Here is a 26,221-nt window from a genome sequence, read left to right on the forward strand (position 1 = left end):
ACGATAATTGATGGTGTGCCTGCCCCCCACTGCGTTATCGAGCTAAAGGATAGTGTAATACCAAGGGTTTTTCCCTTTGGTGTTACGCTTTTTTAGTGTTTATATATTAGTGTGGGTTCATATAGACACTTAATGGTAAGGCTATGTGCTGCTGCTGATGGTGCTACTCAGAACCCGAAGAATGAGGATTTTATATTTTTTCAATGAAGTCCTTGCCAAAAATGGCGTTATTGTTTGAGGAAAAAGGGAATTTAGATTCGTTTATCAGCAGTTTTCTCATTTTTCATGATTCGTTAAATGGAGGAAGCTTCTATATACTAAAGCCAGTCAATTAGTAAGGAGGCGGATGGTGTGTCGAGAAAAACCAAGCCAATGGTATAAGGGAGCGCGTTTTAACTTGTATTCTAATAATTAGCCGAATTTCTTAGAAAAAAGGACGGTAATGGAAGCAACCTTTTCCGAGGTGCTCTAATAAAAATAACCGTCCGTATTTCAGAAGAAAAACGGACGATTACTTATTACTTTCAAGTCTATTTAATTGAATGTGCTGCTAAAATCATTAGTCTCCTTGCAATGCCCGTTCAGCAGCCTGCTTCACTTGAGCGAGGCTTTTACCCATTCCAGATTCGACAGCTGCTACATAGGCACCTTCTAATAAGGGAGCATTCGCGATTTCAATATCATCGAAATCACTCATTTCCACGGCTATTTCCGCGTTCATCATGGCGCTGCCTAAATCGTAAATGAGAAGAACGCCGCCTTCTGTATGAGCATGGTCGATGGCCGTTTGGATCTTTTCAACGCTTGTCCCGATACGGTCATCGTCCGTACCGCCGGCAAGTTCGATAGGAACGTTTTTTTCCACTTGGTGAATGATTTCTTTAATGCCTTCTGCGACTTTTGCGCTGTGTGAAATGAGTACGATACCTGCTGATTCCATGGATCATCCACCTCCTTCGATCGTTTCAGCTAAAGCTTCAAATACATAAAAAGAAGAGACAGAACCTGGGTCGAGATGGCCGATGGAACGGTCCCCCAGGTAAGAAGCGCGGCCTTTGGTGGCCTTGATATCTTTTGTTTTTTCCAGAGCACTTTCTGCCGTATCTTTCAGTAGAGCCGCATCGAAGTCTTCCTGTTCTTTCATTTTTTCGATGACAGGAGCCCAGACATCAATGAGGGTTTTTTCACCTTCTTGTGACTTGCCGCGCTGCTTCAGTCCCGCTAGCGATTCTTCTAAACCGTTTAAGAAATGAGTATATTCCGCGCTCTTATCCTTAAGCGAAGTAGACAGTTTCAAGAACGCTGTCCCATAAAGCGGACCAGCTGCGCCGCCTACTTTGCTCATCAATGTCATAGCTGTATCTTTAAGGGCATCGGATGCATTCTCGTAACTGTTATCGTCGAGTTTCGCAACGACTTCTTTAAAACCGCGGGCCATATTGATCCCGTGGTCCCCGTCTCCGACTGCCTGATCCAGAGAGGTCAAATATTCCTTGTTGTTTTGGATTTTTTCATTGGTTTTATTCACCCAAGTAATGATGTCATTGGCTGTAAGTTCCATAATGATTCTCCTCTCCTATCAGATATTGTAAGCAGGTGCACTTGATTCAGCATCAAGCAAAGATTTCATTTCCTCGTCCAGTTTCAGGAGTGTCACAGAACAACCCGACATTTCAAGGGCAGTCATGTAATTCCCTACTAAGGTTTTATAAATATTCAAACCGCGTTCCACTAATATTTCATTCACTTTTTTATTTAAAATATACAGTTCCATTTCAGGAGTCGCACCCATCCCATTGACGATAAGGGCTACATCATCACCATGGTTGAATTCAATGTCTTCAAGGACATTGTTCGTAAGTTCTTCAGCGATTTCGTTTGCAGAAGTCACTTCTTTCTTCTCGATTCCTGATTCCCCGTGGATTCCTATGCCGATTTCCATTTCGTCTTCATTTAAGGAAAAGCTTGGTTCACCGGCAGCAGGCACAGTGCACGGAGTAAGGGCCATGCCCATGGAGCGTACATTACCTGTAACCTTTTCTGCAATGTCTTTGACTTCTTGCAATGACCCGCCGGCGGCTGCTTTAGCTCCAGCAATTTTATGAACAAAAATGGTACCAGCTATACCGCGGCGTCCGGTTGTGGAAGCACTGTCTTCAACGGCGACATCATCATTGACTACGACTTTCTCGACATCAATGCCTTCTGCTTCCGCCATTTCAGCAGCCATGTCGAAATTCATGACATCTCCCGTGTAATTTTTGATGATCAGGAACACCCCTGCGCCACCATCGGCCGCTTTAATGCCCTCAAGTACCTGGTCCGGCGTCGGCGAAGTGAATACTTCCCCGCAAACCGCTGCATCGAGCATTCCATCCCCGATATATCCGGCGTGAGCAGGCTCATGTCCACTTCCTCCGCCACTGACAATTCCTACTTTATTGTCTATGGGAGCATCTTTTCTCGCGACGACTGTCGTTTCGGGGATTTGTTTAAGAGTGTCAGGGTGAGCAGCTATCAACCCTTCGAGCATATCCCGTACAACATATTCTGGATCGTTGACGATCTTTTTCATTTGAACCTCTCCTTTAGTGTTTTTGGCTTGGCTCATTTTCTGAATTAAGTGTACGCCCTCATTTTATTACAAACCATGAGGAATTACGAACCGATTCGAGTTATGGTGACTGATTGTAGTAGTAGAAGCACTTCTGGCAAGTGGATGGAACATTCGAAGTTCAGGATGAGGGGCGACAGAGCAAAGTGACTTCATTTGTAATTTAAGGTCTAGGCCTCCTTCATTTGGGCAAGCCTTTTTAAGGAAGGGGGATGAATATGGAACTGGATTATGGACTGATTTTAGGTATGGATAAGCAGAGGCACTTTTTCAGTCATGCAATGATGGCAGTATTTTCAGGGATAGTCATTATCATTTTTTCTAATGAACAGTCTTTCAAAAGAAGGATAAAATTTGCATGGGTGGTATTGGTTTTCATCGGTATCCTTGAAGAGTATAGACAATATATGGTGCCTGATAGGAGTGCTGAGTTTTTAGATGCTGTTGCTAATTTGCTTGGTATAACAATAGGATTACTGATCCCCGTATTTATAATTGCAATCATCAGTAAAAATAAATATAAATCTGTCTCTAACAGTTTTGCGATTTACAATATTGCTTTAATCCCCTTATTTTTTGGATTGCTACTTATAAATGAACGACCATTTGTGACCTTTGATGGGTCGTTTGAAGAAGAAGTGAAATTTTGGTTACTTTTTATTGGTTTCTGATCGAATATATCCAAAGATATTAGAACTGGAATACTATTAGTAACTAAGATTGTAATAGATGAGGTCGCCGAAATGATGGAATCCTATGAAGGGCAGGGCTTCAGTTAAAGATAAAAAATTTCGATTAGACGGATGATATTGAATCATAAAATGAGGACTCGACACTGTCGGGTTCTTTTTTTGTGCCATAAATTTTTTGGGTCTGCGATATTCGTAAAGAGAAAAAATTCCTTGCTTTTTTGATTTCTATAAATTTTTTTGTAGAAATTTCAATTTCTTTGACACCAAAACCCTCCAAACTTTCGATTATTGATATGAAGGAGTGTTTTTTAATGCTCTTAATTTTCAAGGAGGCGTTTTGAGATGAATTATTTAAAAGAGATCAATGCATTTCATGATGAGGTAGAACTGAATTCACTTTCGGCTTCTGCTTCGCTGCTTTGGTATGTGCTCATGCAGTTCAACAATAAGACAGGATGGAAGAAAGAATTTACGGTCCCGACAGCTGCGATTTTAGTGAAGTCAGGTTTGAGTGAGAGCTCGTTTCTTCGGGCACGGAAAGAATTAGAGGAGAAAGGGTACATCCTTTTTCAATCGGGGAGCCGCCATCAGACACCTACTTATCAGATGATTTCGCAAGTGAAAGACAAAGAGATCGGACAAGTGGAGGATATCGTGAAGGAACGTGTGACGGATGAGACGGAGGATAGCGTGACGGACTCTTTTAAAAGAAAAGAAAGGAAGAGAAAAGAAGGTGAAGGGGGCGGGAGGAATCCGTTTGCGTTTTACGAACAAAACTTCGGGGTGCTCACACCGTTCATGGCCGAAAAGCTCACCGATTGGTGCCGCCGGATTTCCGATGAGCTGGTGATGGAAGCGATGAAGATCGCCACTCAGCACAACAAGCTGTTTTTCAACTATTGTGAAGGGATTTTGAAACGCTGGGAGAACCAACAGGTGCGGACGCTTGCCGATGTCGAACGAGTGGAATCGAAGACACCGCACAAGAAGCGGAAGAAGGAAGAAAGGGCGTCTGAACTGAAGCGGATGGTCAATGAGTATCGGAAGGAGCGACATGCATGAAGTATGAAGAAGCGGTAGATGTGCTGGAGACGATGGAGGAACTGTTTGAAGGGAAGTTTACGATTACGAAGCGGAAACTCACGGTGTTTGTGCCCGAACTTGAAAAGATGGAATACTCGCCTGTGATGGACAAGCTCTATCATTATGCCTCTCAATATCCCTATCCCCCGACGCTTGCGGATATTGCGGTTTACCCACCGAAAGAAAACGACTATTTGGAGAAGATGCGGCGCTGGGATGAAGAAGCCGCCAAGGTGCCGGAAGAGACGAAGCAGCGATTCCTGGAGAAGTTTGAAGAGCTGATCAGGAGTAAGGGCGAATGATTTATAACCAGGAAGCCGAGCAGTCCGTCATTGGAACATTGCTGTTGGAAGGAGAATTGGCAAAGGATGTGACATTAAGGGTAGAGCATTTCTTTGACAAGCGCCACCGGTTGATCTATCAGGCGGTCCGGAAGATTGAACGGGCCGGTGAGCCGGTCAACCTTGTGACCGTAACAACAGAGTTGAATAAGGACATTCAAACAGTGGGAGGTGTGAGTTATTTAACTGATCTTGCGGGTTCGATCCCCACCAGAGCCAACCTCAAGCATCATCAACGCCTCGTTTTCGATGCCTACCGAAACCGCAAGACGAAGGAAGAAGCGACCCGTTACGTCCAAAACCCTAATGAAGAAACCCTCGATCAACTGATGGCTCAGCTGGAAGACTATCGTGGCGAAGGAACAATCACAGAAGAGACCACCACCTACGAAACGTTAATCGAAATTACCCGCGAACTGAAAAATCCTCCCACCGATGGAATGACAGGCTTTGCCACAGGTTACAAGGAAATCGATGACATGACAGGTGGCACCCAGGGCGGCGATCTGATCATCCTCGCCGGCCGTCCATCGATGGGGAAAACGGCTTTCGCCTTGAACCTCGCCGCACACCATTGCAAGAACAACGGTAGTGTTCACTTGTTCAGCCTGGAGATGGGACGTAAATCACTGTTCAAACGGATGCTTTCCTGTGAAGCAGGCATCGATGGCCAAAAGTGGCGCACGCTGAATTTTTCCCGGGAAGATTATGAGAACTGCTTCATCGCTGTAGGGGAAATCGCCGACTGGAACCTCCACGTCCACGAGAACGCCCGGACGATCGCTGACATTCGTGCCCAAGTCCGGCAGTCGATCCGCAAAGACGGTGAACAGAAGCCGATGATCATCATCGACTACTTGCAGCTACTAGCTTCAAGCAGCCGCTATGAACGGCGCGACCTTGAAGTCGGTGCGATGACAAGGGAATTGAAACTGTTAGCCCGAGAACTTGGAGTACCAATCATCCTGCTTTCTCAGCTTTCCCGAGGGGTCGAACAGCGCAAAGACAAGCGCCCGATGATGGCCGATTTGAGAGAATCCGGCAACATCGAACAAGACGCTGATGTGATCGGTTTCTTATACCGTGAGGATTACTACAAGCGCGATGGAGGCGAGAGCGATGAGGTGGAGCTGATCATCAGCAAGCAGCGGAATGGTCCGGTGGGAAGTGTGAAACTTGAGTTCGTGAAGGAGTACGGGAAGTTTATCAGTGGAGCGCATTTATAGGATTTTATCATTTATTCTCCCATGGTCAATATGCGCAAGGAGGCTGGGGAGTGTGCTTTTTATACTATTGGTCGGTATTCGAAATCAAGCTTAATTTTTAAGAGGCAGCCACTCCAAATCACACCGATTACAATGCATGAATTCATCGGCTTCATTCATACTACCTGTAGAGGTGATCAGCGATGAAGTTCATGTTTTTACCCTTTCTGTTATTGTTTATCATGCCACAGGAAGATATGTCCGATACTTTTGAGCTTAAGCATGAAGGGCAAGTCATTGAGCAGATCGATAAAGAAGATTTTATTATTCCCTATCTTGATGAAAGGATGGTGGATCAACAGAAGTTTGATGCCTTCCTTGATGAATTAGACGATAAAATGGCTAGAGCACCAAAAAATGCAATGATTGATGAAAATGGAAGCATAGTGAAAGGGGAAAATGGCACCAGGGTAGACCGTGCGAAATTGAAAGAGCAATTTTATCAATATATTTATACACACCGCTTAAGAAGCACCAACATACCTATGACTCCGGTTTATCCTCAGGTAGATGCGGAACTTCTGACAGACATAAGAACACAGCAAATCGGCAATTATCTGACATATTATAAAAAGACTAACAAAGGAAGAACGAATAATATCTCTCTAGCGACTGAAGCGATTAATAACCATGTGGTTTTCCCGGGAGAAGTATTTTCTTTTAATAAGGTGGTTGGAAAACGAACAGAAGAAAAAGGGTACGTCCGTGCGCCTGTGATTGTCAGGGGGGAATTGGCGGAAGACATCGGGGGAGGGATTTGCCAAGTATCCTCTACTTTATATAATGCCGTCGATCACGCAGGTCTTAAAATTGTGGAACGCTACTCCCATAGCAAGAAAGTCCCTTATGTGCCGCCAGGAAGGGATGCGACGGTCAGTTGGTACGGGCCTGATTTTACCTTCAAAAATGAATTCAACCAGCCTGTCTTAATCCAGGCTAAGTCAGTAAATGGAATGGTGCTTGTACACATTTATTCATCGGATCGCCTTGGGAATAACGCTGATTGAAGAGGGAGATGTCACTTGAGAAGTCAAGGGTTGGGAGATGGATAGCTTGATTGATGCAGCTGTTGGCACCTCTTCCAATACATAAGCTATGGTGACTGACCCACCGCGTCAGCGAATTAAAGAAAAGCGTAGGATTAACATGTAACGGTTAATCCTACGCTTTTTTATATCGGGAAGATTACTGCAAAGCTGGTACGAGGCTACGACAACAGGGTGGATCTGATTATCTGTAAGCAGGAGAATGTTCCGGCGGGAAGTGTGGAGTTTGAGTTCGTGAAGGAGTACGGGCAATTATCAATGGGAGGGATTTTCTTATGACCTCGTGAAGCTCTATATTTCGACACGAAAGTCTTTTATAATGGAATACAACTATGGAGACGTTGGCTTCTTGAGGGGGAATCACGATGAATTTACAAGACAGAGCCCATAAATATGAATATAAGTTGAACGATACGGATGATCAAGTCATAGCCTTTATGCTCGAACATAAACAGCAGGTGATCGGCATGTCGATCCAGATGCTGGCGGAGCAGTTATTCACCGTTCCGAACACGATTACGAGACTCTCGAAGAAGCTTGGTTATGATGGATTTTCACAGCTGAAGAACAGTTTGAAAGAGGAAGTACAGGAAGAGAACGAACCGAAGGATTTCTCCGTTGCTTATCATATGAAGCGCACATTGGAGTTAGTGGATGAGGAACGCTTGAACAAAGTGGCCGAGCAATTACATAAAGCGAGACGTATCTATACTTTTGGTGTGGGGGATACGCTGCCTTTTTGCGAAATCCTGACGACTCACTTGAAGGTTGGCGGTAAGCCAGCGGAGTACTTCTTGCATCGTCATGATGCCATTTACGCCATCAATCACGCGAAAAGTCATGATGTTTTGATTTTACTCAGTATGTCGGGGGAAACGGAACAGATTCTCGAGATGGCCAGGTTAGCGAAGGAAAAGGGCGTTCTTGTCATTTCTCTCACCCACTTCACTCGAAATAAACTCCAACAGCTGGCGGACATCCGTTTATTCTTTTATTCTCCGAAGAAAAAGCTTGAGAACTATAACGTCTCGGATAAAACACCGATGATGCTCCTTCTCCAGGTACTTTCCAATGCGTTTTGGGAGCGAGCCTGAATGTGTATAAATACACATGATAACGCTTACTTCCAGAACCTTCGTGTAATTTTTTCAAGATAAGCAAGCGCTTACCTGGCGTGTGCTAGGATGAATTCAAGTTAATCATCCTGATTGAGGAAAGGAGAATATCATGCAGCTTCAACACCTGACTTCACCTGAACTTATTCATACGCATGTATCTTTTGCATCCAAAGATGAAGCCATCCGATATTTAGTCAAAGAGTTAGACGATGAAGGAAAACTTCATTCGAAGGAAGATTTTTATCAGTCGGTCATCGACCGGGAATCGTTATCAGCGACTGGATTTGAAGGCGGACTTGCGATTCCGCACGGCAAATCATCAGCCGTGAAAGAAGCGTCTTTCGCTGTCGCCACTCTTACCGAGCCTTTAGACGATTGGGAAAGCATTGATGAAAACAACCGTGTCCAGCTTGTTATCTTGTTGGCCATTCCTGAAGCCGAGGCTGGGTCGACGCATTTATCGCTTTTATCAGAGCTGATGACACGAATGGCTGACCCATCCTATAAGGATCGGCTGCTTGCGGCTCCATCAAGTGAAGCGTTGTATCAATCTCTTGACCATCAGGAAGAAGAACAAGAAAAGGCTGCTGCTCATTCAGGCAAAACCGTTCTTGCCATCACCGCCTGCCCAGCAGGGATCGCCCATACGTATATGGCCGCCGAAGCCCTTGTGCGTGCAGGAAAGGAACTCGGTGTCGAGGTGCTTGTGGAGAAACAGGGAGCGAACGGAATCGAGGATCGTATTTCCAAGTCACAGGCAGCAAAAGCGGATGCCGTCATTTTCGCCGCTGATGTAGCCGTGAAGGATAAAGGGCGATTTTCCTCATTGCCGAAAGTGACGACAACGGTTGCAGCTCCACTGAAGAATGCACATGGCTTGCTTGAGGAAGTGCTGGACAAAGCAGCAAAGGCTCCCGCTCAACAAGAAGTGGATCCGGAAGAAGTGGAAGAAGAGGATAGCGATCATAAGCCTTTCAAACTGGAAATCAAAGACTCGGTCATGACGGGGATTTCTTACATCATCCCGATCATTGTCGCCGGAGGAATGACGCTCGCTTTCGCTGTTCTTTTATCTCAGGCTTTCGGCTTACAGGAAGTGTACGAGACGGAAGGATCATGGCTCTGGCTGCTCCGTCAGCTGGGTGGAACGATGCTTGGCACATTGATGGTTCCTGTATTAGCGGCCTATATGGCCTACGCCATCGGCGATAAGCCTGCCTTAGGACCAGGTTTTGCGGCAGGTATTTGTGCCAACTTGATTGGAAGCGGATTCTTAGGCGGTATGCTTGGTGGTTTGCTTGCTGGTTATATCATTAAATTCATGAAGCAGCGACTGCAGACAACGGGAACGTTCTCAGGTTTTGTCAGTTTCTGGTTATATCCTGTCTTAGGAACCCTTTCTGTCGGAAGTATCATGCTGTTCGTTGTCGGGGAACCTCTGGCTGCTATCAATAATGGACTGATCGGCTGGCTGGAAGGAATGTCCGGCGGGAATGCCATTTTGCTTGGTATGATTCTCGGAGCGATGGTTTCCTTTGACCTTGGAGGTCCCGTCAATAAAGCCGCTTACACTTTCTGTATCGGGGCGATGGCCAGTGGGAATATCATGCCATATGCAGCTTTTGCCTCTGTGAAAATGGTTTCCGCTTTCAGTGTGACGGGCGCAACCATCATCGGGAAGAAGTACTTTACGAAACCGGAACAGGAAATCGGAAAACAGACGTGGCTGTTGGGATTGGCCGGAATTACAGAAGGAGCCATTCCGTTCATGATCAAAGATCCATTGCGGGTCATTCCATCTTTGATTGCAGGTTCCGCTGTAACTGGTGGTATTGTCGCCTACTTTGATATCGGGCTTGGTGTTCCGGGGGCCGGGATTTTCTCCCTAGCTTTAGTTGAAGGGCCTTCGATTTTCTTAGCGGCGAGTGTCTGGCTGGGTGCCGCCTTGATCGGCGCGTTCATCTCAATGGTTCTTCTCATTTTGACACGGAAAAATAAATTGAAGAAACAACCACGGCAGACGAAAGAGAAGGAGTCGTCCGTTCAAATGAAAACAGCTGTGAATTAAAGAGAGAGGAAGGGATGCGGGATGAAACAAGGACCTACGATTCAAGATGTTCAGAATGAAAAGATGAAAACAAGTACAAAGCAGGTTCATGTGGTCCCACATATGCACTGGGACCGGGAGTGGTATTTTTCTACAGAGGAATCACGGATTCTCCTCGTCAATAACATGGAAGAAATCATGGACCGATTAGAAAACGATCCGGATTATCCTTACTATGTGCTCGATGGACAAACCTCTATTCTGGAAGATTATTTCGATGTGAAACCGGAAGCGGAAGAGCGTGTAATAAAGCTTGTCCAACAAGGGAAGCTCATCATCGGGCCCTGGTACACCCAGACAGATGAAATGGTCGTCGGCGGGGAATCGATCGTCCGCAATCTCTTATATGGGATCAAAGACAGCGAGAAGTTCGGCGACCCGATGATGATCGGCTACTTGCCGGATTCCTTCGGTCAAAGCTCGCAAATGCCTCATATTTTGAACGGCTTCGATATTAAATACTCAATTTTCTGGCGAGGCACTTCAGAACGGCACGGCACAGACAAGACGGAGTTTTACTGGGAAGCGGATGACGGTTCAAAAGTACTCGTCCAGTTGCTTCCATTAGGATATGCCATCGGTAAATATCTTCCGGAAGAAGAAGAGGCCTTAAAGCAGCGAATGGAGAAATACTTTCCGGTGCTTGACCGTGGAACAACGTCCGGCCACCTTCTGCTTCCGAATGGGCACGATCAAATGCCGATCCAGAAAGACATTTTCCCTGTGATGGAAAAATTGAATCAGCTGTATCCGGAGCGTGAATTTTTCCTTAGTAAATATGAGCATGTTTTTGCAGAAGTGGAAAAGCAGACGGACCTTGCCACATTGAGCGGGGAGTTCTTAGATGGCAAATACATGCGGGTCCACCGCAGCATTTTCTCGACACGCATGGATATCAAAGCAGCCAATACGCGAGTGGAAAACAAGCTGACCAATATTCTGGAACCACTGGCTTCGATGGCTTATGATCTTGGCTTTGAATACCACCATGGATTGATTGAATTGATTTGGAAAGAAATCATGAAGAACCATGCCCATGATAGCATCGGTTGCTGTTGTTCCGATAAAGTCCATCAGGAAATTGCGAATCGCTTGTTCCTTGCTGAAGAAAAAACAGATCGGCTGATCGATTTTTATAAACGGAGAATCGTTGACGCGATGGAGACTGACAACGATCATGACCGGTTGACTTTGTTCAACTTCCTGCCATATGAGCGCGAAGAAGTGGTCACAACGGAGATCATTACGAAATACAAAGCATTCAAGATTGTGGATGAACATGGCAATGAAGCTGACTTTGAAATGATCGATACAGAAGAAATCGATCCAGGACTCATCGACAGACAAATCGTCCACTACGGCAACTATGATCCATTCATGAAGTATACCATTCAATGGAAAGAAACGGTTCCACCTATGGGTTACCGCACCTTCTTTGTTGAAGAGACGGAAGAATCTGCGGAAATGAAGAAGACCCAGGTGAATGAAATCGATACCGATTATTATGTGATCAAGGTAAATGAAAATGGAACCTTGAATGTGTGGGATAAACGATTGAAGAAATCTTTCGATCAAGTGCTACTTCTGGAAGATACGGGTGATGACGGAGATGAGTATGATTATTCCCCGCTGGAAAATGACCAGCCGATTCTGAGTAAGGATGTAGAATCAGAGGTATCACTCACACAAAATGCTGTAACAGGTGTCATCGATATTCGCTACTCATTGACTGTTCCGGAAACTTTGGGAGATCGAAAGCAAAACAAGAAAAACAGCCACATAGATGTTCATTGGGAAGTTCGGATACCGAATCACAAACCAGTGATCGAGATCAGCTGTGAACTTGATAACTTTGCGAATGATCACCGATTGCGAGCTTTTATTCCTACAGGGATCGCTTCATCTTTCTCAGTCGCTGACAATCAGTTCGGAGCAATCAAAAGGGATGTCTATGACTCGGCGATGGACGTCTGGAAAGAAGAGAAATGGAGTGAGCGACCTGATTCCATCTATCCGATGCTCAGCTTTGTCGGTTTATCCGATGAAGAACACGGGCTTAGTGTGCTGACAAATAGTACAAGAGAATACCAAATCGTCGGTGAAAACGATGATACAATCGCTGTCACATTATTCCGCAGTGTCGGCCACTTAGGGAAAGAAGAATTAATTCGCAGACCCGGACGTCCTTCTGGGATCAAACTGCCGACGCCCGATTCGCAAATGCAGGGGAAACTTCAACTTGAGTTCGCCTTGTATATTCATGAAGGCGGCACATTAGAAGCAGGTGCAGGACGAGCGGCGAAAGAGTATTTGACCCCGGTCCAGACGTATAACAAAATCCCTCATAACGCGATGAAGTTGAACGACACCGACTTCGTGACTCCAACGGTTTATCAATTACTGGAAGAAGATCAACCAGGAGTGGTATTTAGCACATTGAAGAAAGCGGAGAAAGAAGAAGCACTGGTTATGCGGGCCTACAACCCGACAGAACAGAATGTCTCATCAGCCTTCCGCTTGAGTGAGGATTATAAGAAGGGTTATCAAGTGAACATGAATGAAGATAAGCAGTCGTCTGTTGGGTTGAATGAGGGGTGTGTGCAAGCCAGTTTTTCCCCTAATCAATCGAAGACTCTTTTGTTTAAGCGTGATAGCTGAATATTGTGATCTGATTAATTTTTAAATATAAATGTGAAACTTTATTTGGAGGCTACTGAAGAACTGCAAATTTCTGAGTTATGCATCAAATGAAAAAGCCGAGTTGGACGATTTTACCGTCCAACTCGGTTTCTTTATATTCGATGAGATATTTGGGCGGTTGCCTCTCACGAATCGCTTGTCGGTGGATGCTTGCCGCGGGCACGGCCTCAGCTAACTTGGTCAAGAAGATCAATTGACCAAGTGGATCTTCGGCTCGCGCTGTTCCCGCAGGCGTCACCACCGAACGCTCATCGTGGAAGCAAGCCCATCTGAAAAAAAGTGATTTCCTTTTATAAATCAAAGAAATTCACTCTGTGTGTGCAAGGGCCGGTGGCGATATTCACCATCAATATCAAACGAGCCTAAAGCTCATGGAGTTAGACAACAAACTTTAACACGGTGTTCCGCACACTTTCCAACTGAGTGAATATTGGATGAGATAAGAAAAACGGATTTGTGATAGAGGAGGGGCTTAAAGCCTTAAGAAAACACACTACTTATAGGTATTATTTCTTCTATAGGCAAGGTAGTTTAACAGCATTTTTCCTATATACACCATGGGGAGAGGGACGTAGAATGATGTATATATTGTCGAATAGTGGACAATTCTATTTTCACCTTGACTCTCGCAATATTATGGATATAAAAAAATAGATAGCTATACTGGCAAAAAACGGTCAAGGAACCGATCTCATATATCATACCATTGCTATTAAGGAGGATTTTATGCTTGTAAACCATGTCAAAGTCGGGATTCACCGGACAGTTCAATTATCTGTTTCATTCATTGTTATGTTTATTTTTTTGTCGACATCCAATATCGTCTTTGCTCATGAGAAGGAAATCTATCGTGTGGATGTCCCCTCTCTGAATGTCCGAAGTGAGCCAGCTCTCCAGGCGCGTATAGTCGGTTCTCTTTCGGCACAAACGGTCGTTGAAGTGCAAGAAAAGAAACATGGATGGGCCTATGTGAATTACTCAGGAGGAAAGGGCTGGGTGGCTTCCCAATACCTTTATCAAACGGATGAGGAACATTCCTCTTCTTCAAAAGAAGTCCATGTCAATGCAGAAAGCGTCTACATACGGTCTGGTCCAAGTGTAAACCGTGAAATTATTGCAGGAAGTTATTACGGGGATTCTTTAGAGAAGATAGAGGAAGAAGGCGAATGGATAAAAGTCCAGCTTGAAAATGGGCAAGTGGGATGGATTGCTGGTTGGTTAGTATCAGCTGGTGATACAACTTCTTCTTCAGAACTTCCATTACAAGGGGTTAATATTGTTTTAGATGCTGGACACGGAGGCTATGATCCCGGGGCTGTTGCCGTGAACGGTCTGTTGGAAAAACGATCAACCATAGAAGCGGTGGATCATATTGCCCGGAAGCTGCGTTTGTCAGGGGCTACTGTGATACTCACGCGTGAAAATGATCGATACGTTTCATTACAAAATCGCGTTCGAATCACACGTTCTTCCGACCCGGACGCTTTTGTCAGTGTCCATTTTAATTCTGCAAGCAGCCCTTATGCAGAAGGAATAAGTACATATTTCTATCATGATTCAGGCAAAGGTCTTGCCAGGAATATTCAACATAAGCTATCGCAAGAAGTTTCCCTGCAAAATGATGGTGCTCAATTCGGGAATTTCCATGTGCTAAGAGAAAATATAGAGAATTCCATCCTTGTAGAATTGGGTTTTCTTTCAACCTCTTCTGACTTAGCTGTCATAGAAAGGGATGGATATCCGGATAAAGTAGCCAGAGCCATTACAGATGGACTGATTAAGGAATTTTCACCTTAAGTATAAGGACTGGCCCTGATGAAATGAATTCAGATCAACTCAATGAATAGAGGCTCCTTTCTCATGAGAAAGGAGCCTCTATTTCTTTAGGAAAATAAAAGCTCACCAAACAAGAGGTACCCGGAACATTATCTGACTAAAGGGATGGCGCAACACTAAGTTTTTTTCAGTGGCTGTGGGTACAGGGTCTGGGGCTTACTACAAGCGGGATGGAGGCGAAAACCATTCACAGCATTTGTTAAATGAATTCCTGTTGTCCCTTAAAGTTATTAGAAGATTTAGAATAATGATTTGATATTATTATTGGTTCTTGCTACAATTATAAAAACTACAGAGTAATTGTTGAAAACTGTCTATTCTAATCGACTTTACTGGCCCAAGGTGGAGCGAACCATTAGAAAGTAACCAGTTTTATGCCCAGAGATAAGTATGTTTAATACTATCCCATGCATAATGCTGGTTTTTTTATTCAACTTGACTTTGTTTGAAATGCTCTCACCATAAGGACCTAATGATGAGAAGCCAAGTTTCTTTAAAACAACCAGCACTATTCCCGGATGATTACTAGAATGATAGCAGGAAGTTTATGTTCGAACACCGGGGGAGAGGTGTGATCAATAACAGAACAGGGGGAGCCGCTTTGGACAATCTGATTGAACTCGACAAAAAACATTTTCTGCATCCGACTACATCTATTCAACAGCAGCAGGAGCAAGGCGTAAAGCTGTTAGCTGAAAGCGGACAAGGGATCTATTTGAAAGATAGGGATGGCAAGACATATATCGATGCCATGTCTTCTCTATGGAACGTACATATTGGCCATGGCCGCGAAGAGTTGGCTGACACGGCTGCTGCTCAAATGAAAAAATTGGCGTTCAGTTCAGCCTTTTCCTCATTCAGCCATGAGCCGGGGATACGGCTGGCTGAAAAAATAGCCAAACTCGCACCGGAGGATTTGAACGCCGTTTTCTTCACATCTGGGGGTTCTGAATCCAATGACTCGGCGATTAAACTGGTACGCCATTATTGGAAAATCCAAGGAAAGCCAAACCGGAGGAAAATCGTGGCGTTGAAGCGTGGTTATCATGGAGTAGCATCAGCATCGACCAGTGCTACCGGCATCCCGGAGTTCTGGGAGATGGCCGGCCATATGAAGGACGATTTTTTTCATGCTGCCACTCCTTACCGAAGCACGACTCAAGAGGCGATTGCCTGCCTCCGTGAAAAATTCGAGTCAGAAGGTCCTGATACGATCGCTGCATTTATGGCAGAGCCCATTCAGGGTGCGGGAGGAGTTTTGATTCCGCAGGATGATTACTTTACAGAAGTGCGAAAGCTATGTGATGAATATGGCATATTATTTATCGCAGATGAAGTGATCACTGGTTTTGGCCGGACGGGCACTATGTTCGGGCTGCAGAACTGGGAGGTTGTGCCGGATGTAATCACGTTCGCAAAAGGGGTGACAAGTGGGTATATTCCTCTTGGCGGTGTGGTCGTTTCAGATGCGATCCACAATGTCTTGAAGCAAAAATCCAAAGGGACGTTATTCCATGGTTTCACCTACAGTGGTCATCCAACGGCAGCTGCTGTGGGATTGAAGAATATAGAATTGATAGAAAAAGAGGGACTAGTTGAGAATTCAAGGAAAATGGGCGGGAAACTGTTAGAAGGCTTCAAACGGATCAAAGATGATTTGGAAATAGTAGGGGAAGTGAGGGCAAAGGGGTTACTCGGTGCTGTTGAATTGATGAAAAACCCGGAGACGAATGAAAGTTTTTCCAAAGAGCAGAAGGTTGCGCCAAGAGTGATAGAAGAATTGCATCAGCGCGGCGTCATTTGCCGGTCGGTCACGTATGAATCTACCGATATTATTTGCTTTGCACCCCCATTGATCATTAATGAGAGACAAGTCGAAGAAATCATAGACCACTTGTATCAGTCTATTTCTGCCGTACAAGAACAACTGAAAGCACTTTAAGGGGAGGAGTCATTGTGAACGATGCAGATCTGATATTTATCAACGGCCATGTACTCACGATGGAAGATGACACACCTCCAAAACAAGCGGTAGCTGTAAAAGGTGGAAAAGTAGTCTTTGCCGGAGATTCTGAAGAAGCGCTTTTGCTGAAAAATGAACAGACGGAGATCGTCGATTTAAAAGGAAAGACTCTCATGCCGAGTTTCATTGAGAGTCATATCCACCCGTCTATTTATGGTGTAACACTACTGGAAGTCGATTGTAAGCCGGAAGCCACCCCTTCTATTCCTGCTATTAAGGAAAAAATCAGCAGGGTAGCAGAAAGCACGGCAGAAGGGGAGTGGATTCTGGGCTGGGGCTGGGACGATAGCAAAATGGAGGACAAGCGTAATCCTACACGCTGGGACCTCGATGAAGCAGCACCCGACCATCCCGTTGTTTTAAAAAGGGCTTGTGCCCATATGGCGGTTGCGAACACGAAGGCCCTTAGTTTAAGTGGTATTACTGACGAAACGCCGGATCCTGCAGGAGGAAATATCGAGCGGGATGAGCAGGGGAGATTGACCGGTCTTCTTCAGGAGAAAGCACAAGGATTACTGAAAGCCCCTGAGTACACTCATGACGATATGGTCAAAGGATTGAAGTTAGCCCAGGATAAGTTTGCCTCATGGGGAGTCACGACTGTCCATTGCATGTCAACACAAACAGCCGATCTGCAATTATATCAATCTCTTTTAGATCAAAAAGAACTGAACGTCCGGGTACGGCCATGGCTGTGGGCGATCGACCAGAATGGTTTCGACGGGGCGATGGATGAAGTGCTGAAAGTCGGCTTAAGAAGCGGTTTTGGAAACGACATGGTAAAAATCCAGGGGCTCAAATTCATGCTTGATGGCAGTGTTGGTGGAAAAACAGCGGCTGTCTCCGAACCTTATCTCGGCACTCAGGAATCAGGGATCCTCTATAACACAGTGGAGGAAATCGCTCCATTGCTCAATAAATCAATAGATGCCGGCCTAAGAACAGCGATCCATGCCATCGGCGATCGAGCCATTGACGTAGCCATCAATTCCTATGCCGACATCAATCAATCCACCTCGATCACACACATGCGTAATCGCATTGAACACTGCATTTTTCCTACCTTTCAACAAATCAGACAAATGAAAGACTTAGAACTGGTGGCAGGCTCATCCGTGGGATTCCTTTACCACATTGGTGACAATTATATGAACAAATTAGGAGAAGAACGTATGGAGCATGCTTTCCCGCATCGTTCTTTCAAGGAAGCTGGAGTAACAGCGCCGGGTAATTCAGATTTGCCCGTCACCGATGGCAACCCCTGGACGGGGATTTATGGAGCAGTCACGAGAAAAACTTCGAACGGCCAAGTCATAGGAGAAGAGGAAAGCATCCGTGTATATGATGCTCTGAAAGCGTTTACTGTTGATGCCGCTTACAGTTCTTTTGAAGAAGAGACACTTGGTGTCATCAAGCCGGGAGCGAAGGCGGATTTAATGATCATTTCCGATAATCCGCTGGAAATCAACGTGGAAAAGCTGCTCGAAATAGAAACCGTGAGTACCTATCTGGAAGGCAGAAGAATCTATCACAATCAAACAAACAGGAAGGGTGAATCTATTGTTCAGTAACCAGGAAGAGATCATATTGATTACGATCATAGCCATTTACTTCGTATTTTTATTCGGATTATCTTTATTTGTAAATCGAAATGTCAAAACCTATGAAGATTACAATGTAGCCGGCCGCTCCACGAAACTGATGCCGCTCGTCCTGACATTTGTCGGAACAGCCATAGGCGGCTCGATCCTGCTCGGGTATATGACGAAAGGTTACCAATTCGGGATGGGTCAGCAGTGGCTGGCTATCGGATTTACACTTACCTCCATTGTTATCGCAGCATTTTTATTAAAGAAAATTCGTCTTCTTGGTCAAAAATATAACATGGTCACAATGGGAGATTTCACTGCGCTCCGGTTCGGTGAAGGGGCCAGGGTGCCGACAGTCCTCAGTATCCTTTGTGCATATTCTGCTATCACCGGGATGCAGTTCGTTGCTATTGCCACCATCTTGAAACTGACCATTGGACTGAGCATGACGGCAGGTATCCTTATCAGCTGGGTCCTACTAACATTGAAGACCTACTTTGGCGGGCTGAAGTCTGTCATGCTGCAGGATGCCATTCATGGAACGATCCAGACTGTCGGTATTTTCTTTCTGCTGATCGTCATCATGTTCATGGTCGGGGATTGGGGTGCACTTGCTGATCAGGCAAGAAATGCTGATAACGGGAATATGTTAAGCATCTTCAATATCAGCCCTTCAGAATTCCTCGTCTATATGTTTACCATTGGTGCCTATCAGTTTGTCAGACAGGACTTATGGCAGCGGTTTTGGGCAGCCAAAGATGATAATGTCGCAAAGACCGGTTTCTGGATAGCGATCGTTCTTGGCTTTCTGACTGCCGCAGTAACGATCGTCATTGGCTTTCTCGGAAAATTCGGCTTGAATATCACAGGTGGAGATCCTGCCTTAATCTATTATGAAATCATAGGTCAAATCTTACCATTCTCGCTTGTGATCGTGATGCTGATCGCTTTATTGGCCACAGTCATTTCCTGTGCGGACTCGTTCTTCCTGGCCGCATCATCTTCTGTAGTCAATGATATCGTCAAACCTCGGCTTGGAGATGTGAACGATAAAAAAATGCTGCTTTACAGTAGATTTTCTGTAGTGGCCGTCTCTGTCATTTCTCTTCTCCTGGCCCTATATATACCTCAGCTCGTCACACTATGGATCACTGGTACGGCCATGCTCGTATCAGGCATGCTGGCCCCGGTTTTATTCGGTTTATTCTGGCGGAGGACTACGAAAACGGCAGGTCTTGCTGGAATGTGGACAGGCCTCATCATCGCGGTCGGCTGGCAAATTGCCGGTCATCCATTCGGACTCCACCCTGTTTTCATAGGGCTGCCTATATCGATTATTACTGTGGTGACGATTACGCTAGCTTCCAATCAAGAAAAAGAGCATGAGATGTATTCGGAATTGAAGAAACCAGTTTGAACGTGAGGATTACTGCAAGGTATAGGTGGAGTTAAAACAGGCGGGAATTGATCTTATAAAGACGAAAAATAATGAGGTGAAAGAGTTTGGGTTTTCCTGTGGCTACTGAAAAAACTTTTTAAACCATAGTAACTGTTAAAGTTGGTTGCTGCTCTCACGAAACGCTTGTCGGTGGATGCTTGCCCCGGGCACGGCGGCAGCTCACTTGGTCAAGTGGATCTTCGGCTCGTGCTCTTCCCACAGGCGTCACCAACGAACGCTCTTCGTGGAATCAACAGAGGCTCGTCTAAAAAGAGCCCGAATGTTATATCGAAATTATTATAGAAGCCGGGTTGAACGATAAAATTGTTCAACTCGGCTTCTATATTTGATGCATAACACAAAAAGTTGCAGTTCTCCAGCACCCCCGTTTTCCCAGGCTCTTTTATCAATTATTGGTTTGTTGGTAGATTACGAGGATTTGTGAAAGGTTTCGTCTTTGATAATTCCAGAAAGGCATGAATTCAGCTCCATGTATGAATGTGAAAACAGCTCGAATCTCGCTTCAAATGATAGAGATACATGTGAATGTTAAAAGCCAGAAGCAAATATTGACAATTTTCTGTAAATATAATAGTTTTATATTGTGCAAACGTTTTCCTTATTCTTCAAGAATAGGTTTCTAAGAAAAGAGAAGGGAGAGTATGAAGTAAATTTTAAACGATTACATATCCGGATCGCGGGGTTAGCCATGAAAAAGTGAAAGAAACGAGTAAGTCGAGGGTTCATGCACTTCTTTTTATCAATTACATAGTCAGAGGAGAGAGTTTTTATGAAGAAGGTAAAGTTTCTTTCAAGTGTAGGTACAGTTTTGATAGCATCAGTTATAGCCTTGACAGGGTGTTCATTTTCATCGGGCTCCAGTGAAGAGAGTTCTTCTGAAGATCAGATAACAATTGATGTTTTCCAACAAAAAGTAGAGTTTAAAGATCAGTTTGAAGAATTAGTCAGTGTCTATGAAGAAGAAAATCCTGCAGTCAATATAAATGTTCAAACCGTAGGGGGTGGAAACGATTATGCAGCAGCATTGAAATCTACCTTCTCATCTGGTGAAGAACCAGACATATTCAATGCTCAAGGGCCGACAGACATTAAGGAGTATGAAAAGTATTTAGCAGATATGTCAGATACGAAGGCCGTCGATGCAGCACTGGAAGGTACACTTTCTGCTGTGAAAAGAGATGAAAAAGTTCTCGGATTACCATTTAATCAAGAGGGATATGGACTTCTTTATAATAAGCAAGTGTTTGAAGAGGCAGGCATTAATCCTGATGACATCCAAACATACGAAGACTTGGAAGCAGCTGTAGAAACGCTGGAAAGTCAAAAAGAAGAATTGGGAATTGAAGCCCCATTCGCACTCGCAGCCAAAGAAAAATGGGTGATAGGCAGCCACTTGGCGAACACCTTTTTAGCAGACGAATTCAATCATGATGTGATGGAAGCATATGAAGCAGATTCTGTTGAATTTACCATGGGTGAGCAAATGAAACGTTTTCTGGATTTGCAGAATGAGTATTCCATCCAGCCAACTCTAAACTTAGATTATTCCCAACAAGTGGAAGAGCATTTTTCCCTGGGAAATGTAGCGATGATTCAACAAGGGAACTGGGTATATAACACAATTGAACAGATGGACCCGGAATTCGCTGAAAATAACGTAGGAATTCTGCCAATTCCTGTGGAAGGGTATGAGGGGAGCATTCCTGTCGGCGTACCGAACCACTGGGTTGTTAATAAAGAGTCAGGGGAAGAGGTAATTCAGGCGAGTAAGGACTTCTTGGATTGGATGTATACTTCTGAGAAAGGGAAAGAGTTTGTCACCGAGAAATTCAAGTTCATTCCTGCTTATGAAGGATATGAAGAGAGTGAAATCGCTGATCCTATTTCTCAGGAAATTTATAATCATGCCAGCGAGGGAAATACAATCGGATGGATTTTCCTTGGTGCGCCGACTTCTTGGACAGAAGATGTTATGGCTGCTGCCATGCAGGAATATATAGCCGGTGACATTACGTGGGAAGAAGTTGAAGAGAAAGCATCATCTGCTTGGGAAGAAGCCCGACAATAATTTGTAGCGTTTGGGATATCGTCACAGAAGGTGAAAAATTCCAACCTGGTTGTTGACAGAAAATTTAAATAGTTATAAGATGGTGTCAGAAAGCAACCCTATAGAAAGGCTGTACCCTTTCAATACCCGGTTGCAATGGAAGCGATTTTAAAGTGAATCATTTAACTGTAAAACTGTTCAATCTCTGCAAACCAGAGGTTCATCCGCAGTTTAAAGCCAGTTTTCCCTTCAGAAGGGGAAGACTGGCTTTTTTTAATCTTATGGGCCCATAAGAAACGAATCGCACTAAAAATTAATGGAGGGTACCAATTATGTGTGCAATGGAAATAAAAAAAGAAAGTTTGCCGACATTTACCGGTGAAGGTTATCGTATTCAGGCTCATTCCGATCATGAACATCTTTACAATATTGAGTTAGAGGAGCATGTCATTGATCGGTTTTTAGAAGAAGTGCAGGACATTACAGATGAAAAATTGGAATATATTCCATACCAGCGTTTGATGGTTGCCCATACGCTTCTTGAATTGTTGGATGAAAATTTCGGGAAAACGATTCGCCACATTTTGAATGATCGCGCTTCTGGTGGTTTTACGATCGGGCTACGCAATCGTACGACAGATGCTCAGGATTATGTGAAGTTTTCTACGGCTTTGAGTCATCTAGCAGGGATTCCGAACTTTGACGCCATGTCGAAAAAATACTATGCACGTTTTTCCGTCAAACATACCGACGATAGTGACTCGTATCTCCGTCAAGCTTATCGAAGGTTCACCCTTCACACGGATGGAACGTATGTTGACGAACCGACCGATTGGCTTTTGATGATGAAAATGGAAGAAGAGAATGCGGTTGGCGGAAGCTCCCGACTCCTTCACCTCGATGAATGGGAAGACTTCGATTATTACTATAATCATCCACTGGCATCATACCCGTTCACTTATAAAGCGCCTGCCAGTAAAAATGTTTCAGAGGATGTCCAGCGCAAAACGTTTTATGAGTGGAACAATAAGCCTTGTATCTGTTTCATCGATCAGTTCGTCTATCCTGAAACCATCAAACAGGCGCAATATTTGAAAGAATTGTCCCATTCGATGGAAGAATCGTCAGGGCTTATCGAGTTGGAACTGCCTATAGGCGACTTAGTGATGTTGAACAACCGGTTCTGGCTCCATGGAAGAGATGGTTTTGAAAAGAATCCTGATTTACACAGAGAGCTTTTGCGCCAAAGAGGAAGGTTCGTCCAGTAGTAGGAGGTCGTAGGAATGTATGATTACGTAATTATCGGAGGCGGAATTGTCGGTTTATCGACAGCATATGCCCTTATGCAGAAATATCCGCATGCCAAAATGGTCATCGTGGAAAAAGAACAGCAAATCTCTACTCACCAAACCGGCAGGAATAGTGGTGTGATTCACTCTGGAGTCTACTATAAACCAGGCAGTTTAAAAGCGAGGATGGCGATCCAGGGACGGAACACGATGGTCAAGTTCTGCCAGGATCATGATATTCCTCATGAGGTTTGCGGGAAAGTGCTGGTCGCTACCGAACAGGAAGAGCTTCCGAGAATGGAAGCATTGTATGAGCGGGTCCAGCAAAACCGGCTGAACGTAACGAAAATCAATCAAGAAGAGCTTCATGAAATCGAGCCGCACGTCAATGGCATAGCTGGGTTAAAAGTACCTAGCACAGGAATCGTTGATTACAGTAAAGTAAGTGAAAAACTTAAGGAACTGTTAGAAAAGGCAGGGGCAGAGTTCATGCTTGGATCAGCGGTTATGGATATTTCGGAACGGGAAAATGAAGTGGTGGTCGATACCCCGGAGAAAAGCCTCCATTCCCGTTTCATGATCAACTGTGCCGGTTTATACAGCGATCGTCTCGTGAAAATGGCAGGGATTCATACCGATTTAAGAATCGTCCCCTTCCGTGGAGAGTATTTCGAGTTGACGGAAGAGAAAAGTCATCTTGTCAAAGGGCTCATCTATCCGGTTCCAAACCCGGACTTCCCGTTTTTAGGTGTCCACCTTACGAAGATGATCGATGGCGGCATCCATGCCGGTCCGAATGCAGTATTGAGCTTTAAACGTGAAGGCTATCGAAAAACGGATTTCCATTTGAAAGACACACTTGATGTCTTGTCCTTTCCTGGTTTCTGGAGAATGGCACGAGCGAATGTGAAAGAAGGCATGAAAGAGATGGTCCGTTCCGTTCATAAACAAAGCTTTGTTAAAAGTCTTCAACGACTTGTTCCGGAAATACAGACGGATGACGTGATTCCGACAGATGCAGGGGTAAGAGCGCAGGCGATGTTGAAAGACGGTCAGCTCGTCGATGATTTTCACTTGATTACAGGTAAACGCTCAGTCCATGTTTGTAATGCCCCATCACCGGCAGCGACAGCCTCTTTAGAGATCGGCAAAGAGATCGCAAGGAAATTACCACAATTAGAATACACGAGGGTAGGATAAAAGAAAGGGCCGGAAATACTCTGGCCCTTTTTTCGATTTTGGAAGACTCAGTTTCGAGGCTTTTGTAAGCGGTGATGATGGCTTGGAAAACGGATCGCTTTCCGCGGGCATGTGGTGAGCTTCCTCAGGCTTCGCCTTGCGGGATCTCACCGATCATGTTCATCCCGCAGCCCTATAACCTCAATAAAAGTCTCGAAATCTAGTCTTACAAATAACATCATCGCTTTATTGGTGGAGTTGATATTGTTTGTAGGAATCCTTCAAGGCGGCTTCCAGAGCATTCCCGGCTTTACCTAAGTAACCTTCTTTCAAGACCTCTAAAGGTTCATCAATCCCATCCTTTAAACTGTAGCCCTTTAATAAAGACTTGATGAACCCCCGCCCGTGCTCGGTTGCTAACGTACAAGAGGCATCCAAAATGACACCGTATTTTTTATCGATTTCTAACGTGAGCGTCAAGGATTCTGAGATGTGATTGGCAGCAATCCCTGTAGGTAACTTCGAATGTCCGGCAACAAAAAGAGTTTTCATTTTTCTTCCTCCTCTATCTTTATTCGTATTGTTCCTGTAATTCATAGAGCTTTTCTATCAAACGGTTTCCTACGATGTGTTCCGCTTCTTCATAGACAGGCTGAAACGTCTGTTTCCATAATTCTTTCTGTTCGCTTGTCAAGTAGTGGACTTCTATCGAATCTTCCCGCTTCATCTGACGAAGGTAGGCGTCATTCATTTCGATGGAATGACGCCGGACCCAGTTGGTCGTTTCACTCATTGCATTAAGGACGATCGTTTGATGTTCTTCAGAAAGATCCTTCCAGAAGGCTTGATTCATGAGGACGACATACCCTAAGTAGCCATGGTTGCTGATCGTCATATGCTTTTGTTTTTCGAAAAGCTTCTTGGAGTAGACGTTCGATGGTGTGTTTTCCTGACCGTCAATGAAATCGACCTCGAGGTTGGTGTAAGTTTTGTTGAAAGGGAGCTTGCTCGTACTGGCACCAAGCGCCTGAAATTGAGATTCTATCACCGGGCTCGGCATGATTCTGAAGTGTGTCCGGTTGAAATCGGCTGGAACAGTGAGCGGCTGCTTATTACTTGTCACTTGTTTATAACCGTTGTACCAAAAAGTCATTCCTTTCACATCGTCCTCTTCCAAGTCGTTTAACAGCGTTGTGCCGATTTCTCCCTCGTATGCTTGTCTGACAGCTTCATATGTAGGAAAAGCGTAAGGAAGATCAAGAACCTGCCATTTGGGAAAACGTTCGGGCAGTTTGGAAGTGGCGGGAGCGATCATTTGGATATGACCGTTCTTTAATGCGGTGTATTCGTTTTGGTCATTGTAAAGGGTGCCGTTGGAATAGACTTCAACTTTGATCTCGCCGTTCGACCGCTCTTGGACGAGGGAGGCGAACTTCCTGGCTGCTTTCCCTTTCGGTGTGTTTTCGGCTACGACGTGACTGAATTTGATGACGACCTCATCTTCTAATCCCTCTTGTTCATCGTCATATTCCAGTGGTTCAGCAGCTTCGCTTAAATCGAACCCGAAAAAAAGAGCGGTGAAAATTCCAGTGAAAATGAATAGACTGATAGCTGCGAAAGTTTTCAAAGGAACAACCCCTTGGAATCGTTTACATCAGTGTACCATAGCTAGACTTTTAAGTGATACACTAGAAATACTAGAGGATGTTCAAAAGTCCGGTAAAAAAAGACACTTCGAATTTCTTCTTTGGCTTGCTTTTCCGCTCCTCATGTACCTGTTTACGTACACTCCGGTGCTCAAAGCTGCGTCGCCTTGAACTTCCCGGTCTTTTT

Annotated in this window: 21 protein-coding genes; 15 read left to right on the forward strand and 6 right to left on the reverse strand. The window is 44.7% G+C overall.

Annotated features, from left to right (window positions below):
- Positions 1-559: 559 nt before the first annotated feature.
- Genes dhaM through dhaK form a run of 3 tightly spaced genes read right to left on the reverse strand, consistent with a single transcriptional unit; the run spans position 560 to position 2,575 of the window.
- Entirely contained in the window at positions 560-940 is a 381-nt protein-coding gene (gene dhaM, locus HLI_RS15010) for a dihydroxyacetone kinase phosphoryl donor subunit DhaM (protein ID WP_128525731.1), read from the reverse strand.
- 3 nt (positions 941-943) lie between these two features.
- Positions 944-1,561 carry a dihydroxyacetone kinase subunit DhaL gene (gene dhaL / locus HLI_RS15015; RefSeq protein ID WP_128525732.1) on the reverse strand — a complete coding sequence of 206 codons (618 nt, stop codon included), beginning with the start codon at positions 1,559-1,561 and terminating at the stop codon, positions 944-946.
- An 18-nt stretch (positions 1,562-1,579) separates the two neighbouring features.
- Positions 1,580-2,575: a dihydroxyacetone kinase subunit DhaK gene (dhaK, locus tag HLI_RS15020; RefSeq protein WP_128525733.1), complete on the reverse strand. Its 996-nt coding sequence runs from the start codon at positions 2,573-2,575 to the stop codon at positions 1,580-1,582.
- Between the two features lie 257 nt (positions 2,576-2,832).
- On the opposite strand from dhaK, the gene HLI_RS15025 reads away from it, so the two are divergent.
- From HLI_RS15025 to mngB, 8 genes are all read left to right on the forward strand, one after another.
- Positions 2,833-3,285, forward strand: a complete 453-nt coding sequence (locus tag HLI_RS15025; RefSeq protein WP_164908580.1) for a VanZ family protein — start codon at positions 2,833-2,835, stop codon at positions 3,283-3,285.
- Positions 3,286-3,648: 363 nt separating this feature from the next.
- Positions 3,649-4,368: a DnaD domain protein gene (locus HLI_RS15030; protein WP_128525735.1), complete on the forward strand. Its 720-nt coding sequence runs from the start codon at positions 3,649-3,651 to the stop codon at positions 4,366-4,368.
- On the forward strand, positions 4,365-4,691 hold the full coding sequence (locus HLI_RS15035; RefSeq protein WP_128525736.1) for a replicative helicase loader/inhibitor: 327 nt from the start codon (positions 4,365-4,367) through the stop codon (positions 4,689-4,691). Before HLI_RS15030 ends, HLI_RS15035 begins: the two co-directional genes overlap by 4 nt.
- Positions 4,688-5,956, forward strand: a complete 1,269-nt coding sequence (gene dnaB / locus HLI_RS15040; RefSeq protein ID WP_128525737.1) for a replicative DNA helicase — start codon at positions 4,688-4,690, stop codon at positions 5,954-5,956. The genes HLI_RS15035 and dnaB overlap by 4 nt, the downstream gene beginning before the upstream one ends.
- A gap of 182 nt (positions 5,957-6,138) precedes the next feature.
- Positions 6,139-7,002, forward strand: coding sequence for a VanW family protein (locus HLI_RS15045; protein WP_128525738.1), 864 nt, complete (start codon positions 6,139-6,141; stop codon positions 7,000-7,002).
- A gap of 404 nt (positions 7,003-7,406) precedes the next feature.
- Positions 7,407-8,135, forward strand: a complete 729-nt coding sequence (locus HLI_RS15050; RefSeq protein ID WP_128525739.1) for a MurR/RpiR family transcriptional regulator — start codon at positions 7,407-7,409, stop codon at positions 8,133-8,135.
- A 133-nt stretch (positions 8,136-8,268) separates the two neighbouring features.
- Positions 8,269-10,227 carry a PTS 2-O-a-mannosyl-D-glycerate transporter subunit IIABC gene (gene mngA, locus HLI_RS15055; protein WP_128525740.1) on the forward strand — a complete coding sequence of 653 codons (1,959 nt, stop codon included), beginning with the start codon at positions 8,269-8,271 and terminating at the stop codon, positions 10,225-10,227.
- 21 nt (positions 10,228-10,248) lie between these two features.
- Positions 10,249-12,924 (forward strand): mannosylglycerate hydrolase, encoded by a 2,676-nt coding sequence (gene mngB, locus HLI_RS15060; protein ID WP_241655862.1) that lies wholly within the window; start codon positions 10,249-10,251, stop codon positions 12,922-12,924.
- Between the two features lie 85 nt (positions 12,925-13,009).
- On the opposite strand, the gene HLI_RS15065 is transcribed toward mngB, so the two are convergent.
- A complete protein-coding gene (locus tag HLI_RS15065) occupies positions 13,010-13,207 on the reverse strand; it encodes a hypothetical protein (RefSeq protein ID WP_128525741.1) in 198 nt (65 codons plus the stop codon).
- Positions 13,208-13,692: 485 nt separating this feature from the next.
- On the opposite strand from HLI_RS15065, the gene HLI_RS15070 reads away from it, so the two are divergent.
- From HLI_RS15070 to lhgO, 7 genes are all read left to right on the forward strand, one after another.
- Positions 13,693-14,763, forward strand: coding sequence for an N-acetylmuramoyl-L-alanine amidase family protein (locus tag HLI_RS15070; RefSeq protein ID WP_128525742.1), 1,071 nt, complete (start codon positions 13,693-13,695; stop codon positions 14,761-14,763).
- A 586-nt stretch (positions 14,764-15,349) separates the two neighbouring features.
- The gene (locus HLI_RS15075) at positions 15,350-16,744 is read left to right on the forward strand and encodes an aminotransferase family protein (RefSeq protein WP_128525743.1); all 1,395 of its coding nucleotides are present in this window, start codon (positions 15,350-15,352) and stop codon (positions 16,742-16,744) included.
- A gap of 14 nt (positions 16,745-16,758) precedes the next feature.
- Entirely contained in the window at positions 16,759-18,396 is a 1,638-nt protein-coding gene (locus HLI_RS15080) for an amidohydrolase (RefSeq protein WP_128525744.1), read from the forward strand.
- Positions 18,386-19,831 carry a sodium:solute symporter family protein gene (locus tag HLI_RS15085; RefSeq protein ID WP_128525745.1) on the forward strand — a complete coding sequence of 482 codons (1,446 nt, stop codon included), beginning with the start codon at positions 18,386-18,388 and terminating at the stop codon, positions 19,829-19,831. Before HLI_RS15080 ends, HLI_RS15085 begins: the two co-directional genes overlap by 11 nt.
- A gap of 811 nt (positions 19,832-20,642) precedes the next feature.
- Complete coding sequence (locus HLI_RS15090; protein ID WP_128525746.1) at positions 20,643-21,941, forward strand: ABC transporter substrate-binding protein; 1,299 nt, start codon at positions 20,643-20,645, stop codon at positions 21,939-21,941.
- 311 nt (positions 21,942-22,252) lie between these two features.
- Positions 22,253-23,188 carry a glutarate dioxygenase GlaH gene (gene glaH, locus HLI_RS15095; protein ID WP_128525747.1) on the forward strand — a complete coding sequence of 312 codons (936 nt, stop codon included), beginning with the start codon at positions 22,253-22,255 and terminating at the stop codon, positions 23,186-23,188.
- Between the two features lie 15 nt (positions 23,189-23,203).
- Positions 23,204-24,409, forward strand: a complete 1,206-nt coding sequence (gene lhgO, locus HLI_RS15100) for an L-2-hydroxyglutarate oxidase (protein WP_128525748.1) — start codon at positions 23,204-23,206, stop codon at positions 24,407-24,409.
- A 225-nt stretch (positions 24,410-24,634) separates the two neighbouring features.
- On the opposite strand, the gene HLI_RS15105 is transcribed toward lhgO, so the two are convergent.
- Positions 24,635-24,940 (reverse strand): DUF3870 domain-containing protein, encoded by a 306-nt coding sequence (locus HLI_RS15105; protein ID WP_128525749.1) that lies wholly within the window; start codon positions 24,938-24,940, stop codon positions 24,635-24,637.
- Between the two features lie 19 nt (positions 24,941-24,959).
- The gene (locus HLI_RS15110) at positions 24,960-26,015 is read right to left on the reverse strand and encodes a DctP family TRAP transporter solute-binding subunit (RefSeq protein WP_128525750.1); all 1,056 of its coding nucleotides are present in this window, start codon (positions 26,013-26,015) and stop codon (positions 24,960-24,962) included.
- Between the last annotated feature and the right edge of the window lie 206 nt (positions 26,016-26,221).

The sequence above is a fragment of the Halobacillus litoralis genome (assembly GCF_004101865.1).
Lineage (GTDB): Bacteria > Bacillota > Bacilli > Bacillales > Halobacillaceae > Halobacillus > Halobacillus litoralis_A.

What these genes read in the sequence shown, in the direction of transcription:
- mngB (WP_241655862.1), top strand. Translation starts at nt 10,249, where the DNA reads ATGAAACAAGGACCTACGATTCAAGATGTTCAGAATGAAAAGATGAAA.
- HLI_RS15045 (WP_128525738.1), top strand. Translation starts at nt 6,139, where the DNA reads ATGAAGTTCATGTTTTTACCCTTTCTGTTATTGTTTATCATGCCACAG.
- dhaM (WP_128525731.1), bottom strand. Translation starts at nt 940, where the DNA reads ATGGAATCAGCAGGTATCGTACTCATTTCACACAGCGCAAAAGTCGCA.
- HLI_RS15050 (WP_128525739.1), top strand. Translation starts at nt 7,407, where the DNA reads ATGAATTTACAAGACAGAGCCCATAAATATGAATATAAGTTGAACGAT.
- HLI_RS15075 (WP_128525743.1), top strand. Translation starts at nt 15,350, where the DNA reads ATGTTCGAACACCGGGGGAGAGGTGTGATCAATAACAGAACAGGGGGA.
- dhaL (WP_128525732.1), bottom strand. Translation starts at nt 1,561, where the DNA reads ATGGAACTTACAGCCAATGACATCATTACTTGGGTGAATAAAACCAAT.
- HLI_RS15025 (WP_164908580.1), top strand. Translation starts at nt 2,833, where the DNA reads ATGGAACTGGATTATGGACTGATTTTAGGTATGGATAAGCAGAGGCAC.
- glaH (WP_128525747.1), top strand. Translation starts at nt 22,253, where the DNA reads ATGTGTGCAATGGAAATAAAAAAAGAAAGTTTGCCGACATTTACCGGT.
- dnaB (WP_128525737.1), top strand. Translation starts at nt 4,688, where the DNA reads ATGATTTATAACCAGGAAGCCGAGCAGTCCGTCATTGGAACATTGCTG.
- HLI_RS15035 (WP_128525736.1), top strand. Translation starts at nt 4,365, where the DNA reads ATGAAGTATGAAGAAGCGGTAGATGTGCTGGAGACGATGGAGGAACTG.
- HLI_RS15030 (WP_128525735.1), top strand. Translation starts at nt 3,649, where the DNA reads ATGAATTATTTAAAAGAGATCAATGCATTTCATGATGAGGTAGAACTG.
- dhaK (WP_128525733.1), bottom strand. Translation starts at nt 2,575, where the DNA reads ATGAAAAAGATCGTCAACGATCCAGAATATGTTGTACGGGATATGCTC.
- HLI_RS15105 (WP_128525749.1), bottom strand. Translation starts at nt 24,940, where the DNA reads ATGAAAACTCTTTTTGTTGCCGGACATTCGAAGTTACCTACAGGGATT.
- HLI_RS15070 (WP_128525742.1), top strand. Translation starts at nt 13,693, where the DNA reads ATGCTTGTAAACCATGTCAAAGTCGGGATTCACCGGACAGTTCAATTA.
- mngA (WP_128525740.1), top strand. Translation starts at nt 8,269, where the DNA reads ATGCAGCTTCAACACCTGACTTCACCTGAACTTATTCATACGCATGTA.
- HLI_RS15090 (WP_128525746.1), top strand. Translation starts at nt 20,643, where the DNA reads ATGAAGAAGGTAAAGTTTCTTTCAAGTGTAGGTACAGTTTTGATAGCA.
- lhgO (WP_128525748.1), top strand. Translation starts at nt 23,204, where the DNA reads ATGTATGATTACGTAATTATCGGAGGCGGAATTGTCGGTTTATCGACA.